14 protein-coding genes are annotated in these 18395 nt (G+C 58.8%); 10 read left to right on the top strand and 4 right to left on the bottom strand.

Going from position 1 to position 18395, the window contains the following annotated elements:
- Positions 1–95: 95 nt before the first annotated feature.
- Positions 96–326: a CopG family transcriptional regulator gene (locus tag H1Y01_RS14620; RefSeq protein WP_180541251.1), complete on the bottom strand. Its 231-nt coding sequence runs from the start codon at positions 324–326 to the stop codon at positions 96–98.
- A gap of 72 nt (positions 327–398) precedes the next feature.
- On the opposite strand from H1Y01_RS14620, the gene H1Y01_RS14615 reads away from it, so the two are divergent.
- Positions 399–1592 carry a PP2C family protein-serine/threonine phosphatase gene (locus tag H1Y01_RS14615; protein WP_180541250.1) on the top strand — a complete coding sequence of 398 codons (1194 nt, stop codon included), beginning with the start codon at positions 399–401 and terminating at the stop codon, positions 1590–1592.
- Positions 1593–1602: 10 nt separating this feature from the next.
- Here H1Y01_RS14615 and H1Y01_RS14610 read toward each other — a convergent pair whose 3' ends face one another.
- On the bottom strand, positions 1603–2643 hold the full coding sequence (locus H1Y01_RS14610) for a hypothetical protein (protein ID WP_180541249.1): 1041 nt from the start codon (positions 2641–2643) through the stop codon (positions 1603–1605).
- A gap of 99 nt (positions 2644–2742) precedes the next feature.
- Between H1Y01_RS14610 and H1Y01_RS14605 the strand changes: the two genes are divergently transcribed.
- The 8 genes from H1Y01_RS14605 (at position 2743) to H1Y01_RS14570 (ending at position 15276) form a co-directional block, all read left to right on the top strand.
- Positions 2743–3090: a hypothetical protein gene (locus tag H1Y01_RS14605; RefSeq protein ID WP_180541248.1), complete on the top strand. Its 348-nt coding sequence runs from the start codon at positions 2743–2745 to the stop codon at positions 3088–3090.
- 548 nt (positions 3091–3638) lie between these two features.
- Complete coding sequence (locus tag H1Y01_RS14600; RefSeq protein ID WP_219341560.1) at positions 3639–4433, top strand: hypothetical protein; 795 nt, start codon at positions 3639–3641, stop codon at positions 4431–4433.
- 63 nt (positions 4434–4496) lie between these two features.
- A complete protein-coding gene (locus H1Y01_RS14595; protein ID WP_180541246.1) occupies positions 4497–6758 on the top strand; it encodes a cytochrome c biogenesis protein CcdA in 2262 nt (753 codons plus the stop codon).
- Between the two features lie 153 nt (positions 6759–6911).
- A complete protein-coding gene (locus H1Y01_RS14590; RefSeq protein ID WP_180541245.1) occupies positions 6912–8228 on the top strand; it encodes an NAD(P)/FAD-dependent oxidoreductase in 1317 nt (438 codons plus the stop codon).
- 46 nt (positions 8229–8274) lie between these two features.
- Complete coding sequence (locus tag H1Y01_RS14585; RefSeq protein WP_180541244.1) at positions 8275–10113, top strand: NAD(P)/FAD-dependent oxidoreductase; 1839 nt, start codon at positions 8275–8277, stop codon at positions 10111–10113.
- 47 nt (positions 10114–10160) lie between these two features.
- Positions 10161–12971 (top strand): glycoside hydrolase family 3 C-terminal domain-containing protein, encoded by a 2811-nt coding sequence (locus H1Y01_RS14580; protein ID WP_180541243.1) that lies wholly within the window; start codon positions 10161–10163, stop codon positions 12969–12971.
- 6 nt (positions 12972–12977) lie between these two features.
- Positions 12978–14327, top strand: coding sequence for a lipase maturation factor family protein (locus tag H1Y01_RS14575; RefSeq protein ID WP_180541242.1), 1350 nt, complete (start codon positions 12978–12980; stop codon positions 14325–14327).
- 19 nt (positions 14328–14346) lie between these two features.
- The gene (locus tag H1Y01_RS14570) at positions 14347–15276 is read left to right on the top strand and encodes a 3-keto-disaccharide hydrolase (RefSeq protein WP_180541241.1); all 930 of its coding nucleotides are present in this window, start codon (positions 14347–14349) and stop codon (positions 15274–15276) included.
- Here H1Y01_RS14570 and malQ read toward each other — a convergent pair.
- The gene (malQ, locus tag H1Y01_RS14565) at positions 15254–17482 is read right to left on the bottom strand and encodes a 4-alpha-glucanotransferase (protein WP_180541240.1); all 2229 of its coding nucleotides are present in this window, start codon (positions 17480–17482) and stop codon (positions 15254–15256) included. The genes H1Y01_RS14570 and malQ overlap by 23 nt on opposite strands.
- Before the next feature lie 48 nt (positions 17483–17530).
- Here malQ and H1Y01_RS14560 point away from each other — a divergent pair, with 48 nt between their 5' ends.
- Positions 17531–18079 carry an NADH-quinone oxidoreductase subunit B gene (locus tag H1Y01_RS14560; protein ID WP_180541239.1) on the top strand — a complete coding sequence of 183 codons (549 nt, stop codon included), beginning with the start codon at positions 17531–17533 and terminating at the stop codon, positions 18077–18079.
- Positions 18080–18166: 87 nt separating this feature from the next.
- Here H1Y01_RS14560 and H1Y01_RS14555 read toward each other — a convergent pair.
- Positions 18167–18395: helix-turn-helix domain-containing protein (locus tag H1Y01_RS14555; protein WP_180541238.1), on the bottom strand; the 229-nt coding region annotated here is incomplete at its 5' end.

Raw genomic sequence — 18395 nt, 5'->3', positions numbered from 1 at the left:
GGGCACGAAACCAATTGTGCGCGGAGATGTGAAACTGGTGAGCGGGATCTATGAGAGCGACAAGGACGTTGCTATCGAGCAGTCCCGGTTTCGCCCTATTCGTCTTCATTCAGAAGGCGATTGACGAGTTCGCTGGTTACGATGGGAGCGTTCGACCGCCGAGGGAGCATGGGAACGCCGTCGCGGTACTCGATCGCGAAGGACTTCGGTTGGAGGGACTCCCGCAAAAGACTGGAGACGACGCTGCCGGCGCTGGTTTTCCTTTGATGCGCGATCTGCTTGACGGTGAGCAGGATTTCGTCCTCGATATCGAGAGTGGTTCTCACGTTTAGAGCATAGCGCATCATGATGCGTGATGCAAGTCTTGCAGTCTGAGCACGGATGACAAACTGAAGTACATGTTCAAGCGCACGCGGGGGTTTTGGCGCCGCATTAGCGACGGGATTGCCATGCACCAGCTCTGGTCGCAGTTCAATGCCGAAGCCCGCGCCAGCTATCGTCTCTATTCGCAGGAAGTGGAGTGGCGTCGCGGCGAGAAGGAAAGCAGCAATCAGCGGTTCAAACGCGTGGTCAAGGGGCTCTTCTGGGCGATGGTTTTGAAACTGTCGCCCGCCCGGCGCGTCCTGTTCGTGGCTGCGCTGGTGATGCTCGTGTTTCCCGGCTTTGAGTTCCGCCGGGGCGACACGAGCCTTGGGCTGCCGAACCTGGCATTCTTCGGAGCGCTTGCTTTTCTGGTGCTGCTCGCCCTGGAACTGGCCGACCGCGTCACGATGAAGCGCGATTTGGAAATCGCCAAGGAGATTCAGACGTGGCTCATGCCCTCCGCGCCGCCGCAGGTAGCCGGTATTGACGTGGCGTTCGCGACGCGTCCGGCGAACACGGTAGCCGGCGATTACTACGACGCATTCCTGCGGCCGACGTCGCTCGATTGTCCTCCCCTGCTGCTCGTGGTTGCCGACGTTGCCGGCAAGAGCGTTCCCGCGGCCCTACTGATGGCTACTCTACAGGCAAGTCTCCATACATTAGCCGCGGTGTGCGCCTCGCCTCTCGAACTGATCGAACGGCTCAACCAATACTGCTGCGAACAAAACGTAGGAGGACAGCGCTTCACTACGGCGTTCCTGGCCGAGTTCCATCCGCTAACGCGTCAGCTTACCTTTGTGAATGCCGGCCATAACTGGCCCATTCTTCGGCGCGCGTCCGGTAGAATCGATCGCCTGGAAACCGGGGGACTGCCTTTAGGTCTTATGCGCGGCGCCCGCTATCAATCCGAAACCGTTACTCTTGGTACGGGCGACTTATTGCTGATCTTCACCGACGGACTTGTCGAGGCCGAAGATCGTAAGGAAGAACAGTACGGCGAGCTGCGGATGCTCGATATTCTCAACCGGCATTCGAATCGACCGGCTGCTGAAGTACTCGGCAATCTGATGACCTCCGCTGATTCGTTTGTCGGCGCGGCGCCGCAGCATGACGACATTACTTGCCTGATCTTGCAAGTCAACGCGGTTCCCGCCGCGGCTCCGTCCAGCGGAAGCGGCGAGTATGAGAGAATTCTGATCCGGACCGGCGAACGCGTCCCTTACGGTTAGCTGCCCGAACTTATTGTCCGTCCTGAAGACTTAGCGGAGTAACAGGCGTACCGTCGCTCCACAGTCCCATATAGACCTGCTCGGTCGATCCATGACCCAAGCCATAAGAACAGTCCGTTCCATAGAGCACGCAATTGAAGATACCCACACTTAATTTCCACGTAACGTTGTAATCGCGATCGTCGACGCCCGAATCGTCATCCTCTAGGCCATTTGTGTCCGGGAACCAGTGATTGCCGAGCTGCGCGGGCGATCCGTGGGAATCCGAAATTACCTCAAGAAAATCGCGGTTATTGCTTGGAATCACGTTCTCAATCGAACTCCAGATAGCCTGCGCGGTCGGTATATCCACGGTATCTTCGTCGCCATCCACAAGAACCACGCGAATCGAAGGACTAATCTGCGAGAAGTTCGTTGGTAGAGTACTGCCGTTTCCGATGCCTGGCGTCATTCCGGCAATCGCTCGCGGAAGCGGTATGCCTTTGACCGGAGTCACAGTAAGTTGCTGCGCGGTGGCAAAGCATTGATAAGCGCCCATCGAATGCCCCGTGAACACGGTTTGGATGCCTAGCGCATCTTCCGACGGCGGAATCATACCGCCGGTCTTGGCTTCTAACAGCTCCAGTGCCGTTCCCCACGAACGGAGAATGCTGTCAGTAAATTCGCTCGCCTCTAGCCCGTAATCGTAATAGGGGTAGACGACGGTGTAGCCTTGTTGCACCAGGTGCTGAATCCAGTAGATATAGTTGTTCGGGCTGTCCCCCGTTGGGTACCCCTCAATTTGCAACAGGTACCCGTGCAGAAACAGCGCTACCGGAAGCGAGGTGGGAAGCGTCGAAGCCTTCGGTTGGTAGATGATGAACTCCGAATCCCCCGCTTTGCTGGACGTCGAGTAGTAGGGTCCATACTCGGTCACGGACCGGTAGAGGTATGTGCTGCCGCCGGGTCCGGTGGACGGCTGACCGGGCGGCGTGGGTGTCTGCGCGTATGAATGGAGTGTTGCCAACGCCGGCAGAGCCAGAATTCGTAGAAGGGCGGATGAAGTTGTCATGGCGAGGTGCTTAGAAAGTGTAGCCTGAACCATAGCCGATTGTATAGATAAAGTAGTACGGATAAGGAAGTACTGCGGCGACGTTTACAAACTTTTACAGTGAGGAAGACGACTAACACGGTTCGGGCTCCCGAACACGACCTATCGAACCTAGTACTGACGGACTCAATATCGCGAACTTTACTGCGGGACGATCTCTACATCGTTGAGCGGCACCAAGGCACCGTTAGCTGCGACGTTCCACCGACGGCCGCCATTGTCGCCGACGCCGACGCGGTATTCCTGCGTCCGCTGCCATATCCGCGTGCGGATCGACTGATCGTGGTACACGACGAACTGTCGAAAATCGGCGTGCAATTGAGCGGCGTGGGTTACGAAACCTATGAGGCCTATCGGAATGTTCCCGCCTCGAAGCTGGAGCCGCTGGAGGCTCTTCGAGAGGAATAAACGGGCGGGGCTCGGCTACGAGGGTGACATCATCACCGCCCACGTTTCGAACGCTGCCTGGGCGTCGCTCATTCGAGTAAATTATCCCCCGGATTTATTTCTTCGATACTGGCGGCTAAGTCGCGGGAAAGTTTACAAGAGTTAACCCACAGCCGCTAACGCGGAGGCGACTGAACTCGTTCTTAAATGAATGGGGTAGTTTCTCTGCGTGTGTCCGGGTGGCCCCGACTAGCGATCGATCGATAGAGTTCAACACAACTCCTAAAGGAGAAATTTCATTGAGTAACGAGCGTGCCTGTAAAAGATCGTTCACAACCCGGCGCAAACGGCTTTTGTTCACTGGACAGCTATCTTTGTTTTTGTGCCCTGTGTTGGTGGATGCACAGAGAGTTACTCCGCCCGCCCAACCGCTAACCGGTCCCGGCGGCGCTACCTATGCATACTTTTCGTATACTCAGTCGGGTCCTTATCACGTGGATCCGTTACACCCAACCCCGGCTCTCTCTTATTACCTCTTCGAACCTACGGGGGCTCCTGCAACCTTGCCGGTGGCCTTGTTCCTCCACGGCTACTTGCTGCCGGATGAAGGGTACCCAAAAGGCGATAGTCCCGAGAACTACATCCAATGGATCAGCCACATCGTACGGAACGGGTACACCGTAGTTTTCCCGATCTATGACTATGAAGCAGTTCCGTCGCAGTTTGCGCCAAATATTATTTCCTCGCTGCAATCCGCATTGGTTCTTTTGCAATCCGGATCTCCGGGCTTAGTCTCGCCCTTAATCGATACTCGAGGAGTACAAACCGTCTTCACCGGGCACTCGATGGGAGCTTACGAAGCTTTGGCGGTCGCACAGGAGTTAACCTTATCTCCGGTAAGCGGCGTCCCCGTTCCAAGAGCAATCGCGGCCTTTGAACCCGAACCTGCCAAAACGGGCCTTTCGACTGACTTCTCTCACATCAGCCCAGGTATAGACGTCGTGATCGTCGATGCGGATCAGGACCCGAACGCGATCACGAATGATACGGCAATTTGGAATTCAATAACTCCAGTGATCCCGAGTTTGAACCGTGACTTCCTTGAGGTCGTCACCGATAGCCACGGCGTTCCGAATCAGATCGGAAATCATTGGTACCCGGATACGAACGGCTTGAATGATGACGATACAGGAGTGGACGATCGCGATTATAACGTCACGTGGAAGTTGAGCGTTGGGTTGTTCAACTGCGCATTGACGGGGACGGATTGCTCGTTCGGCCTTGGCCATGGGGATTTCGATCAACTGAATATGGGCAATTGGAGTGACGGCACACCGGTGACGCCGCTTCAGTTCCAGCCGTGACGCGTTCGGCCCCGTCACAATTCGGATGCAACCGCGTCCAACTCTGTAAGATCAGTAGTGTAAATGCGATTTGTTTTCGGCCTTCCTCTGATAGTCGCGGCCCTGCCGCTGATGGCCGCGACGGATCACGTCCACTGGTCCGCCGCCGCCCGCGCCGGCGATTCCGTTGTCAAACTCACGGCCGCGATCGACCCCGGCTGGCATCTCTACTCGCTAACCACCCCTCAGCCGGGACCTGTTCCCACCCGCATCGCGGTGCGTGATGGAACGGCCGAAGCCATTTTCCAGCAGCCGCCGAAAGTCGAGTTCGATGAAGCCTTTGGACGCAACACCGAGACGTATACCGAGTCGGCAACCTTCTACGTGAGGATGGGTTCCCCACATCCGGCACAAATCGCCCTGCTGCCGCGCTATCAGGTGTGCAGCGGCACTTCGTGCATCCCGCCTGTGACGCGGACCGTGGAAGCGTCCAGCAGCGCCGAGAGCGCAATCGTGATCCCCGCGGATTACGTCCGCGTGGCCGCACACCCGCCAGCGACACCCAATCAGAGCTCGGCAAATCAGGGCGGCGGCTTGCTCTTCCTGCTCACCGCATTCGGGTTCGGCCTGGCCGCGATCTTCACTCCGTGCGTGTTCCCGATGATCCCCATCACCGTCTCGTTCTTCCTGAACCAGCAAAAAGACGGCGTCCCTGCGCGCGGTGAAGCGCTGAAACAAGCCACCCTGTTTTGCCTCGGGATCATCGTTCTGTTTTCCGCGATGGGTGTCGCCGTTACCGCGCTCCTGGGTCCGTTCGGCGTGGTGCAGCTCGGGTCGAATGCTTGGGTGAACGGCCTGATTGTCCTCGTTTTCGTGATCTTCGGCCTAAGCCTGCTGGGGGCTTTCGAGATCACCATCCCCTCCGGAATCCTGAACCGCATGGACAGCGCATCGCGCAACGGCGGAACCGCCGGCACGCTCCTGATGGGCCTAACGTTTTCGCTCGCTTCGTTCGCATGCGTGGGACCCTTCGTCGGTCCTTTGCTGGCGGCCAGCGTCACCGGTGGGTTGTGGAGACCGCTGGTCGGCATGGCCTCGTTCGCTGCCGGCCTCGCGTTACCTTTCTTCGGGTTAGCGCTGTTTCCGAGCTATCTGAAAAAGCTCCCGCGCAGCGGCGGCTGGCTGGCGCGCGTGAAGGTCGTGATGGGGTTCGTCATCCTCGCCGCGGCTCTGAAGTACCTTGCCGCGATCGACCAGGTCCTGCAATGGAACGTGATCACGCGCGACCGTTTCCTGGCTGCGTGGGTGGTCCTGTTCTCGATGGCCGGACTTTATCTCCTCGGGTTCCTCCAGCTCGAAGGCGTGAAGCGGGATGAAACGGTCGGCATCGGACGCCTGCTCTCCGGCATGGCACTGGTCATCTTCGCGATCTCGCTCGTCCCCGGCATGTTCGGCGGCACTTTGGGAGAACTCGAAGGGTTCGTTCCGCCACCGGCTGCCGGATCGGGCTTCGGAAGCGGCAGCGGCACGCAGCTCGCGTGGCTGAAGAATGATTTCGACGGGGCCATCCAGAAAGCGCGCGCCGCGCACCAACGCGTGCTCGTCAACTTCACCGGGTACGCCTGCACCAACTGCCACTGGATGAAGCAGAACATGTTTACCAAGCCGGAAATCGCGTCGCTGCTGCACGATATGGTACTCGTCGATCTCTATACAGATGCGGACGATCCGATTTCTCAGGCGAATCAGCGCCTGGAAGAGGCGAAGTTTAAGACGATTGCGATTCCCTACTACGTGATCTACGACCCGGGTGCGGCGGGCAGCGAACCTCAGGTCGTGGCCACGTTTCCGGGCTTGACGCGCGATGCACAAGAGTACATCGCGTTCCTGAATACTCCCTCCGCGCCCGCCGTCCAGCCTGCCGCCCCCGTGACCACCCAGGCAGCCCCGGCATTTCCTGGCGCCAGGACTCTTACTGGCGCGGCGCTCGATCCCGCCAAGCTTGACGGCAAAGTCGTCGTGGCGAATTTCTGGGCTACGTGGTGCGTGCCGTGCCGCCAGGAAATCCCGGAGTTCAACAAGCTGCAGGCGAGCCTCGGAACGCGCGGCCTCGAAGTGGTCGGGATCTCACTGGACGAAGACGGCGCGGATGCCGTGAAACCCTTCCTCGATAAACACCCGATGAATTACACGGTCGGTCTGGCGGGCGATGCCGCGAAAGAAGCCTTTAAGATCGGAGAACTCCCGGTTACATTGGTCTTCGATCGCAGCGGCCGCATCGTGGACCGCTTCGAAGGGTTCACGACGCCCGATAAGATTCGCGGCGCGGTCGAGAAAGTGCTGTAACAGATTGTGGAAGCAACCGCTCCGTTACCGTCGCAGCTCTGTAACATGCTGTGACTACAGGGGCTGCACGCGTCAGCAAGCAGTGTTTTTCGACTACCGGCACCGGTGTCGTAAACCGGCGAAGCTTTCGGAAAGCGGCGGAATCTAAAAAGTATGCACCGTGTCGTTATTGTGGGCGGGGGTTTTGGCGGTTTGAACGCCGCGCTGGCGCTAAGGAAAGCGCCCGTCGAAGTCACGGTCATTGACCGGCGCAACTTCCACCTGTTTCAACCGCTGCTTTATCAAGTCGCCACCGGGGCTCTCTCGCCCGGCGAAATTGCCTCTCCGATCCGCAACATCCTGCATGCGCAGAAGAACACGCGCGTGCTGCTCGGCGAAATGTGCGGCCTTGACGCGAACGCCCGGGAAGTGATTCTGGCGGACGGCGAGCGCGTCGGCTACGATTCGCTGATCGTCGCGGCGGGCACGGTCGATTTCTACTTCGGGCATGACGATTGGAAGAAGAACGCGCCCGGCCTGAAGTCCATCGAAGATGCGACCGAAATCCGCAAGAGGATCCTGTTTGCGTTTGAAGCCGCGGAACGTGAAACGGATGTACCGACGAGACGCGCCTGGCTGACGTTTGTGCTCGTCGGCGGCGGACCGACCGGGGTGGAGTTATCCGGAGCGCTGGCCGAGATTGCCAACGATACGCTGCGCCACGATTTCCGTAGCATCGATCCGCGCGACGCCGCCATCATCCTGGTGGAAGGAAAAGGCCGCATCCTCGAGACCTTCCCGGAGGACCTGTCGAAGGCCGCCGAAACTGTACTGCAGCGCAAAGGCGTTAAGACGGTTGCGTCCGGACAGGTTACCCAGATCACCGACGACGGCGTCACCGTGAAGTTCAAAGATCGCGAGGAAAAGATCGCGGCGAAAACCGTCTTGTGGGCCGCGGGCGTGCGCGCTTCCGGTCTTGGAAAGATCGTCGCCGATCAAACGGGCGCACAAGTTGCAAAAAACGGAAGCGTGGTGGTCGAGCCGGATTGCTCGATCAAAGGGCATCCGGAGATCTTCATCGTGGGTGACCTCGCGTCCTTTACGCACCAGGGCGGCAAGCCGCTTCCCGGTGTCGCGCAAGTCGCGATCCAACAAGGAACCTATGCCGCGAAGACCATTGTCAAGCGCCTCAAAAACGAACCGGTGAAGCCATTCCATTACTGGGATAAGGGCAACCTGGCGGTAATCGGAAGGTTGGCCGCGGTAGCTCAAATCGGACGCTTCGATTTCCACGGCGCGCTGGCGTGGTTCATTTGGCTGTTCGTTCACATCTTGTACTTAGTGGGTTTCGAGAACCGCATGGTCGTGCTGATGGAGTGGGCGTTTAACTACTTCACCCATAACCGTAGTGCGCGCCTGATCACCGGACCCACACCCGGACTGCCGGCGCCATCCGCTGAACCGGAACCGGTAACTTATGCATCGCACTAAGGACACTCTCTCAAGAAACTAACACGAACAGGAGTATCCTGTTTCGGTGCGGATCACGCGGCGCGATTATCTGAATGCCACCCTCGTCGGCGCGGGAGCCGCTCTTCTGCGCGCCGCTTCTCCAGGCGAGCAACTCCGGGGCGCGGCATTCGACGGTTACTCAGGCGTCGGCGACTATAGCAAAGCCAACGGAAACACCTGGGCGGTTCTTACTGACGGACATACCATTCGCGATCACCCGGTAAATCCTGCGTCCCCGGAGATTATCGATACGGACGAAAGCTTTGACTGCGTCGTTGTAGGCGGCGGAATCAGCGGTCTGGCGGCGGCGCTGTTCTTTGTTCGCGATTCATCATCTAAAGGCACGGGTAAGCGCACATGCCTTGTGATCGACGATCATCCTATCTTCGGGGGCCTCGCTAAGCGCAATGAGGTGATTGTGAGCGGGCGCCGGGTGATTGCGAATCAGGCTTCCGCCATGTTCTTTCCGCCCTTCGCGGGTACCTTTCTCGATAGGTTCTACCGGTCGATCGGAATCGACCCGCATGGCTTCGATTACCAATCTTGGAGCGGACGGGAACCGGCGTTGCCCCTTGCCGTAACCCCTTACTTCGACGGCAGCCGCAATTCGGCGTTCTTCTTTGGACCGAAGTTTCAGCGACCGAAAGGCCTCCTGCTGAACGATCCCTGGGGGAAGAAACTCTCGGGCGCTCCACTTACACAAGTGCAGGTTGCGGAGTTACTACGCGTGCATGCGGGCGGGGAGCCCGCCTTACCCAAAGAGCACGGCGACGCCCGGTCGCGCTACATGGATAGCATTACGCTTGAGCAATTCCTGATGGAAACCTATGGCATCAGCCGCGATACCGTGCGGACGTTCCTGTCGCCCGTCGCAGGCGGCGGCGCGGGAATCGGAGCCGACGCGCTCTCGGCCTACGGTGAGTATGCGGCCGATGTGTTGCTTCCCTGGGACGAATCGAACGGCGCGCAGATGTTCCCGGGTGGAAACGCGGGTGTGGCTCGCCACATCCTGAAAGCGCTGCTGCCCGCATCGCTTCCGGGTGAAGTCACAATGCGGGATATCTGCCGCGCCCGCGTTAACTTCGGCGCGCTCGATCGCCCGCAGGATCCAGCGCGCGTCCGTCTGAACTCTACCGTTGTGTCGATCGCTAACCGTAATGGCCGCGTCGAGATTATCTACCTTAATGGCGGCCGTTACTACCGCGTGCGCGCTCAGGCGGCAATCATGGCCGGAGGAAGCTGGACCACGCGTCATATCATCGCCGACCTCCCGGCGACTCACCAGGAAGCTTATGCGCAGTTTCATCGTTCGCCTTGTCTGGTGGCTAACATCGCGCTCAGTAACTGGCGCTTTCTTTACCGGGCGGGTATTACGGAATGCCAGTGGTTCGAAGGTATCGGAAACTACTTCGCGTTGCGCAAACTCGCCACCATCGGCGATGTTTCGCCGGTCATCTCCCCGGATTCACCCGTAATGCTGACTCTCAAGATTCTGTTCTCTTATCCCGGAATGCCGTTAGCCGAACAGAATAGCCGCGGCCGCAGCGAACTGCTCTCGACGACTTACCGCGAATATGAGCGCCGGCTGGTTAGTCAACTGGAAACGATGTTTCGTCCGCTGGGTTTCGATGCGGGGCGGGATCTTGCCGCTGTCATTTTGAATCGCTGGGGTCACGCGTATCTTAGCGCGCAGCCCGGCTTCTTTTTTGGCACTATTGGCAAACCGGCGCCGGGAGAAGTGCTGCGCAGCAATCCCGTCGGACAAGTCGCGTTTGCCAATTCCGATTTAAGCGGAATCATGGATCACCGGGCTTCAATTTTGGAAGCCCAGCGCGCGGCGGACCAGGTCCGGGCTCTAATGTAACCCCTTAGCTTAGTCGACACCATCCGCAGCAGATATACTCAATTTGCATGCGGCTAACAATCTGCCTACTTGCGGCTGCGTTGGCGGCCAAGGCCCAGCCCTCCATCAGCCCTGGAGGCGTCGTAAACGCGGCTAGTTACACGGCACCGGTCGCCCCAGGGAGCCTGGCTTCAGTCTTCGGTACCTTCGAGGTAAACTCGCCATCCGCGGCCTCGGTCTTACCGCTCCCGACCATCCTTTCTCAACTATCGCTGCAATTTACCGGCGGATACTACGCCCCCCTCTTCTTTGCTTCGAACACGCAGACCAACATACAAATACCCTGGGAGCTTACCGGGCAAACGCAAACATCATTGATACCGATATCGAGCGGGCAAACTGGTTCACCGCAAATGCTAAGCTTGGCCGCGTTCGCGCCTGGTATTTTCAGTATCAATTCACAGGGTACTGGCCAGGGGGCTATCCAGGACACGATCTATGACATTGTCGACACAGCCGACCCAGCAATACCTGGTATCACGACGATCGTGATTTATTGCACCGGCCTGGGTCCCGTAACCAATCAACCGGCAACCGGATCGCCCGCGCCTTCTAACCCTCTCGCCGTCACGACCACGCTACCCGACGTGACGATAGGTGGAATCCCCGCGCATGTGGTCTTCTCGGGACTAGCTCCCGGATTCGTCGGTGTCTACCAGATCAACGCGCGTGTTCCGGGCAGTGCCCCTGTCGGCAGCGCGGTTCCGGTCGTCATATCGATGAATGGCGCTCTCTCCAATGCGGTTACGATTGCGATTCAGGCGACCGGCTCTGACTCGGCGGCCGACGCGATCCTTTCCCAGATGACTCAGGATGAGAAGTTACAGATGGTCCACGGCGGCATCAGTGGAGTCGGCGCGCCCGCCCCCCATGGAGGAGCCGGTTGGGTGCCGGGCATACCCAGCCTTGGAATTCCCGACCTTTACCTTGCCGACGGCAGCGTAGGTGTGGGTAACAGCGTAGGTCCAGCTACCGCGCTTCCATCGTCAATCGCCAGCGCGGCCAGTTGGGACCTGGATGAGGCCTATAAGTATGGAAGCGTCATCGGCGTCGAGCTACAGAACTACGGGATGAACATCAACTTAGGCGGTAACATCAACCTAATCGGACGCGAGCCCCGCGATGGCCGCGCCTTTGAGACGAAGGGCGAAGATCCGATCCTTGCCGGGAAGATTGCCGCGGCTCACATACGCGCCATCCAGGATCAACATGTGGTCGGCGGCATCAAGCACTTCGCCCTCAATGACCAGGAAACCGGACGGACGACCGCGAACGCCGAAATCGACGAGCGATCGATGCGCGAGAGCGATCTGCTGGCATTCGAGATCGGCATCAAAGACTCCGATGTACAGTCTGTGATGTGCGCCTATAACCTGGTGAATGGCATCTATTCATGCGAAAATCCCGATCTATTGACGACCGCGCTCAAAGGCGACTGGGGCTTTCCCGGCTTTGTAATGTCGGATTGGGACGCGACTCATAGCACCGTAGCCGCCGGTCTCGATCAGGAACAGCCGGATAGCACGTACTTTGGAGATCTCGGCGCGGCGATCCAGAGTAATCAAGTACCGCAGTCCACCCTGGATGAGATGGTTCATCGTATCCTTCGAGCTCTCTTTGAAGTAGGCGCTTTCGAGGAGCCCACCACGTCACCTGTCAATACTGCGGCGGATCGGGCGATCGCGCAGGAGATGGAAGAACAGGGCGCTGTTCTACTCCAGAACAATAATGGGCAACTGCCGCTGAATGCTTCTACGATTAAGTCGATCGCTGTTATTGGATCGAACGCCGATATCGGGGTACTCTCGGGCGGCGGTTCGGCGCAGGTAACTCCCACGGGCGGCCCGGTTCTACAGCAGCCCGACCCTTGTCCGCCCTGCTGGGCGCCGGTTATCTGGGACCCGTCATCTCCCATGGATGCCATTCAAGCGATGGCGCCGGGCGCATTGGTTCAATTCGATCCGGGGACGGACTCTACTTCGGCAGCCGCGCTGGCGGCTTCGTCCCAGGTAGCCATCGTATTCGTTAGTGAGTGGTCGAGTGAGGGAATGGACCGGACCGATCTCGACTTCGATGGTCAGGATACGCTTGTCTCTGCTGTAGCCGCGGCCAATCCTCACACGATCGTAGTTATGGAGAACGCGGGAGCGCAGGTAATGCCGTGGTTGAGTAGCGTGAGCGCCGTGCTGGAAGTCTGGTTCCCTGGCCAGAATGGAGGACCGGCTATCGCCAACCTGTTGTTTGGGGCGGTAAATCCATCCGGCAAGCTTCCCATCACCTTCCCGGCGAGTGTGAACGACCTGCCGCATCCGGTGATCGCGACGCCACCGGACGGAACCACGCCGTTCCCCGTAAATTACTCGGAAGGCTTGTATGTCGGCTATAAGTGGTACCAGAGCCAGAATATAACTCCGTTGTTCCCTTTCGGCTTCGGACTTTCCTATACGACGTTCGCTTTCTCGAACATCAGCTTGATAAATAACCTGACCGCAACGAATCCGAATATCCAGATAAGCTTCAATCTAGCCAATACAGGTTCGGCCGCAGGCGCGGAAGTAGCGCAAGTCTACCTGCAGATGCCTGCCGGTATGGGCGAGCCGCCACTGCGCTTAGTTGGCTGGCATAAGGTGTTTCTAGACGCCGGCGTCCAGCAGCAGGTTACCATCGAAATCGATGAGAATGATTCGTCGCATCCATTGTCCTGGTGGAATCCTGCCGCTAGCAACTGGCAGGTAGCTCCTGGTAGTTACACGTTCTTCGTTGGCAACTCTTCCAGCGCCGCGGACCTGACTCTCGCCGGAACGGTCCAGATCAACTAGGCCGGCGTGAAACTCTTCTCTAGAGCGCTGGCGATTATTTATCTGATCGCCTTCGTCTCCTTCGCCGTGCAAGCGCAGGGGCTGATCGGCTCGCAGGGCATCCTGCCGCTCGAGCCGTTTCTCGGAGCGGTATGGCAGCAGGTCGGCAGCGGCGCCTTCTGGTCGGTTCCGACGCTGTTCTGGTGGTGGCATTCCGACTTCGCGCTCGTCGCAATCCCTTGGATTGGCGCGGCTATAGCAGTCGCAGCAGCTCTCTTACCGGCGCACGGAGCACTTCAGCGGATCGCGTTTGCTCTCCTATGGTTCGGCTATCTGTCATTAGTCGGCGCGGGACAGGTGTTCATGGGTTACCAGTGGGATTACCTGTTGCTCGAAGCGGGCTTCCTCGCTATCTTCCTGACGCCGGATCCGCTTCGCGTCCTCCTTTTGCAATGGCTACTCTTCCGGCTGATGTTCGAATCGGGAGTCGTCAAGTTGACGAGCCACGACCCGACCTGGCGCAACTTAACCGCCTTGACTTACCACTACTGGACGCAGCCGCTGCCAACCATACTCGCCTGGTTCGCTGACAAAGCGCCGCTCTGGTTTCAGAACGCTTCCTGCGCAGTCGTGTTCGTCGTCGAGTTAGCCGTACCTTTCCTGATTTTTGGCACGCGCATCATGAAACGGATTGCCGCCGTCGCCATCATAGCGCTGCAAGTCCTCATAATGGCCACCGGGAGTTACACATTCTTTAACCTGCTCACCATCGCGCTCTGCATTCCTCTTGGTCTCCCTCGCAAGCTTCCGCCGAGTAAGCCCGTTCGTTCCAATATCTACGTCTCCGGCGCGCTCATCCTTCTGATCTTCGGATTCAGCGTCATTAGTTTAACTGCCATGGCCGGATTACCAACCCCCGCGTTTGCGGATCGGATTGCGCCGTTCGGAATCGTGAATACTTACGGCTTATTCGCCAGCATGACCACGCAGCGTATTGAGATCGACGTTCAAGGCTCGAACGACGGCACTAACTGGCAGAGCTATGCATTCCGTTACAAACCCGGCAATCTGAACCGTGCGCCGGTCTTAGCCGAACCCTATCAACCCCGGCTCGATTGGCAGATGTGGTTCGCGGCGCTCGGGAACTTTCAGGAGAACGTCTGGTTCCAGCATTTCGCCCTGCGCCTTCTGCAGGCATCGCCCCCCGTACTGGCGCTTCTTGAACACGACCCGTTCGGAGGCAAGCCGCCGAAGTACATCCGCGCACTCGCCTATCAATACCGTTTCAGCGATCGGCAAATACTCCGAACGAAAGGCGAGTGGTGGACGCGCCGGCCCGCCGGCGACTACTTCCCCACAGTTTCACTCAAGCACTGAGATAGACTGCAACCAAACTATGAAACTTATTCTTCTGATACCCGTACTCGCCGCCGCGGCCCTGGCCCAAACCGGAGGCCAAAGTTCATTCAACGGCCGCTGGGACCTGACCGTCCACGCCGGCCACGACACATATCCCTCCTGGGTGGAAGTTACCGGAGCGCCCGATGCTCCAAAGGTACGCGTAGTCGGCCGTGTCGCCAGTGCGCACCCCGCGACGGATGTGAAACTAAGTGGCGCCAGTCTGCTGTTCAGCACCGAAGAGTGGTTCGGGAAGACAATGCAGGTGAAGTGGGACCTCCGTGTTAAGGATGGCGCGATAGCCGGCACTTACTCAAGAGCTGACGGCGTGAACGCATCGTTTGAAGGGAAACGCGCGCCGTCGCTAAACCGCACGGTCCGAAGTTGGGGTAGTCCCCAGCCGCTCTTCAACGGGACCGATATGTCAGGGTGGGAGCCCTTCACCACCGAGCCGGGCAAAGTACCTGAAAGTCATTGGAAAGCTGAAGGCGGCGACCTTCTGAACGTATCTCCAGGAGCGAACATCAGAACGACGCGCACGTTTAACGACTTCAAGCTTCACGTCGAATTCAACTGTCCTGATGAGGGAAACAGCGGTATCTACCTGCGGGGGCGCGATGAAATCCAGGTAGCTTATGAAAAGGGAATCGACGCCCTGCATGGGATGGGCGCACTCTATGGATTCATCGCACCCAGTGTTTCCCTCCCCTGGAAGCCGGGCCAGTGGGAAACCTTCGACATCACCTTAGTCGGCCGCAAACTTACCGTAGTTCGCGATGGGCAGACTACCATTAACGCCCAGGAGATCCCCGGCATCACCGGCGGGGCTATCGATAGTCATGAAGGCGAGCCCGGCCCCATCTACCTTCAGGGCGATCACACCGGAGGTATGCGCTACCGCAACATTACGATCGCGCAGCCCCGGTAGTAGCTTCCGCGCGCCCGCTCTCGAGCAGTTGTTCGCAAAGCTGCGATGTCCACTCGCGCGCCTGCCGGTCGCTCTCCAGCTGCTCCACCGTGAACCGCATCTTGCGCCCCCAATTCGGATACTGCGACGTCGTGCCCGGAAGGTTCTGCTGATGCGGCTCGCGAGTTAGATCCTCTTGATTGACGAGCATGATCATCGAAGGCGTGGATGCCAGAAATCCCAGGATGGCGTGCGTTAGCGTGTCATCGAAGTCCGCCTTCGCGGTGTACCCGCGCGGTAGTAAACCGGCGTCGAGAAGCGCTTCCAGCATGCGTTCCTTATCGCGCCTTCGGCCGGTCCACTGCTCGTCGTAAGCTTTCTCGTCCAGCACTCCCGCTGCCTTCCGCGCTTCGATATCCGAACCCGTCCAGAACCCCGCCAAGGTAGGTAAGTCGTGAGTCGACGACGACACGAGCGCCTGCCGCGGATACTCATCGGCGCGGCGATAGGAGCCGTCTCCATTGCGCTCGAAATAGAATAACCGGTAACTTAGGATTCCGAACCTCCCCAGCATCTCGCGGATGTAAGGTTCCACAGTTCCAAGGTCTTCGCCCACCATCAGAATGCGGCTGCGCGCACTCTCCAGCGCCAGTATTCGTACAAGGTCTTCGGCGCGATCATGCACATAGGCGCCCTTAGTTGCGTCCATGCCGTCCGGGATCCAATAGAGCCGGAAGAAGCGCATCACGTGATCGATGCGCAACGCCCCGCCGTGCTGCGCGGTGCGGCGGATCGATTCGCGAAACATGCGATAACCGTCCGCCCGGTGACGCAGCGTATTCGGCGGCGGGAAACCCCAATCCTGACCTTGCGGCGAGAAGTCGTCCGGCGGCGAGCCTACGCGGCAGCCATGAGCAAAGAAATCGCGATGCGCCCAGATATCGGCGCCAAACCGGTCCGTCGCCAAAGCTAGGTCGTGATACAGCCCGATACTTAGCCCGGCATCCACTGCCGCGCGTTGCGCTTCGGCCAACTGCTGATCGGTCTGCCATGCCGCCCACTCATGGAAAAGAATGGAGCGCCAATGCTTAGCCGCGAACTTCTTAGTAGCCGCGGACTCAGGATCGCGATACTCCGCCGGCCAGTCCGTCCAGACCCACAGATTCAAATCGCGTTCATGCAGATACTCATTCAACGCGCAATAAAGACCGAAGCGCGTCAGCAGATTGCCCGCGCTCTCGCGAAACTGACGGAACTCCTGCGCGCGGGCCGTATTCTTACTCCAATGCCTGCGCAGAAACTCCGCAAACAGTAGTTTCAGAAAGCGCGTCTTGAATGCGGCAACACGCTCATACTCCACCGTTTCCGCATCGCGCAGCGCCTCCAACTCAGACTGCGCCGCCGGACGGCGGAAACACCACTGCGCGCGCCGCGATTGCTTCCACTCATCGATAGCTTCAACGTCCAGATACAGATAGTTCTTAAAGAAGATGCTCGTAGGCAGATAAGGACTTGTGTTATAAGGACGACGGTTTGGAATCGCATGCAGCGGATTTAAAGCAATGAAACTAACTCCCAGTTTCCGCGCGGCCCACTTACAAAGCCGTTGCAGGTCCGTAAAGTCTCCAAACCCCCAGTTCCGCTCGGAGCGCAACCCATAGAGCGCAACCGCGAATCCGGACATCTTACCGCCCCGCTTTAACTCGTCCGGCTGCCACGCGGAGGCGGGCGCCACAATCAGGTTGGTCTCAGCATGACGCCAGCCGGCGTCGATTGCCAACCGGTGATAACCCAGCGGCACGTCGAGTGGCAACGCCACGCGAACGCGCGCCCACGAATCCTCGAAGGTCTTCCGTTCTTCGACCACGCCCGAACCCAGCGGCAACGTCGCCTTCAGCACGCCGCCCGACTCCAAAGTGACTGTAAACCGCGCGTCGGTCCCTAACTCCGCCTCGGGGAACGTCACCGGAATCGTAAGCTGACCGTTCGCATACGTGGTCACGATCGCCGGCGTGAGGATATGAACCCACTCCTCACGCTCGCGCCTTTGCACGTCGTCCGCTACCGTCTGCTCGGACCCGGTACGAACTCCCAGGGCGCCCAGGATAGCCTTCAAAGTCTCCGGCGAAGCGGGCTGTTCCTGCCCGAACATCGTCCAGAATCGCGGCTCGATGCCGCAGCGCTCAGCGGCGCTTACCAAGGCTCGCCCGGAGGCGTCGGATGACATCAAGGGCCTTCTTGCAGTTTAATCGCCCCGATTTGCGAAACTACTTGTATGCAAGCTCCGTTGGCATCCGGTCCCGTCGAACTTTTCTCGCGGATTGATAACGAAACCGTCGATCAGGCCATCGCGCAAGCCGGCCTGATCACCACCACTCTCGACAACGCCGTTAACTGGGCTCGCAAGAACTCGCTGTGGCCGATGAGCTTCGGACTCGCCTGCTGCGCGATCGAAATGATGTCGATGGGCGGCGCACGCTTCGATATCTCGCGCTTCGGCGCTGAAGTGTTCCGCGGATCTCCGCGCCAATCGGATTTGATGATTGTCGCCGGCCGCGTTTCGGTGAAGATGTCGAAGGTAATCCGGCACCTTTACGAGCAAATGCCGGAGCCGAAGTGGGTGATCTCCATGGGCGCGTGCGCTACCTCGACCGGCGTGTTTAATAACTATGCGCTGGTGCCCGTCAATCAAACGATTCCCGTCGATGTCTATGTTCCCGGCTGTCCCCCGCGCCCCGAACAACTAATCCACGCATTGATGCTCCTGCAGAGTAAGATTCAGGGGCAAACCGGCACGACACGGGACATCCTCGGTCTGGGTTAGTCCGGAGCCCGTGATTGTGACCCCGAACCCATGTCCCCGAACGAACGAATTTACTGAGCCGCGCGCGTAAGCGAGCGGTGTCGCGGCCTAGGATTCTTGACTCGTCGGCGGCTCCATCCCCATCTGCCCCAGCCGGTAGCGCAGCGCATTGCGGGTAAGTCCCAGTAAGCGCGCGGCCTGGCTCTTATTCCCGTCCGCTTTCTTCAGCGCCGCTTTGATAATCTCCTGCTCGTATTGGTCGAGTGTCATGCCTGACGGCAAAGAAAAATCGCCCGAAGCCGCGCGCGCCTGCCGCCCCGTATCCAGCCGGATATCG

The organism is Nevskia soli, assembly GCF_903970205.1.
In the GTDB taxonomy this organism is placed as follows: Bacteria; Acidobacteriota; Terriglobia; order Bryobacterales; family Bryobacteraceae; genus Bog-113.
Note: the sequence above shows the minus strand (reverse complement) of the source record. Positions and strands in the feature narration are given on the sequence as shown.

What these genes read in the sequence shown, in the direction of transcription:
- H1Y01_RS14615 (WP_180541250.1), top strand. Translation starts at nt 399, where the DNA reads ATGTTCAAGCGCACGCGGGGGTTTTGGCGCCGCATTAGCGACGGGATT.
- H1Y01_RS14610 (WP_180541249.1), bottom strand. Translation starts at nt 2,643, where the DNA reads ATGACAACTTCATCCGCCCTTCTACGAATTCTGGCTCTGCCGGCGTTG.
- H1Y01_RS14595 (WP_180541246.1), top strand. Translation starts at nt 4,497, where the DNA reads ATGCGATTTGTTTTCGGCCTTCCTCTGATAGTCGCGGCCCTGCCGCTG.
- H1Y01_RS14590 (WP_180541245.1), top strand. Translation starts at nt 6,912, where the DNA reads ATGCACCGTGTCGTTATTGTGGGCGGGGGTTTTGGCGGTTTGAACGCC.
- H1Y01_RS14580 (WP_180541243.1), top strand. Translation starts at nt 10,161, where the DNA reads ATGCGGCTAACAATCTGCCTACTTGCGGCTGCGTTGGCGGCCAAGGCC.
- H1Y01_RS14570 (WP_180541241.1), top strand. Translation starts at nt 14,347, where the DNA reads ATGAAACTTATTCTTCTGATACCCGTACTCGCCGCCGCGGCCCTGGCC.
- malQ (WP_180541240.1), bottom strand. Translation starts at nt 17,482, where the DNA reads ATGTCATCCGACGCCTCCGGGCGAGCCTTGGTAAGCGCCGCTGAGCGC.
- H1Y01_RS14560 (WP_180541239.1), top strand. Translation starts at nt 17,531, where the DNA reads ATGCAAGCTCCGTTGGCATCCGGTCCCGTCGAACTTTTCTCGCGGATT.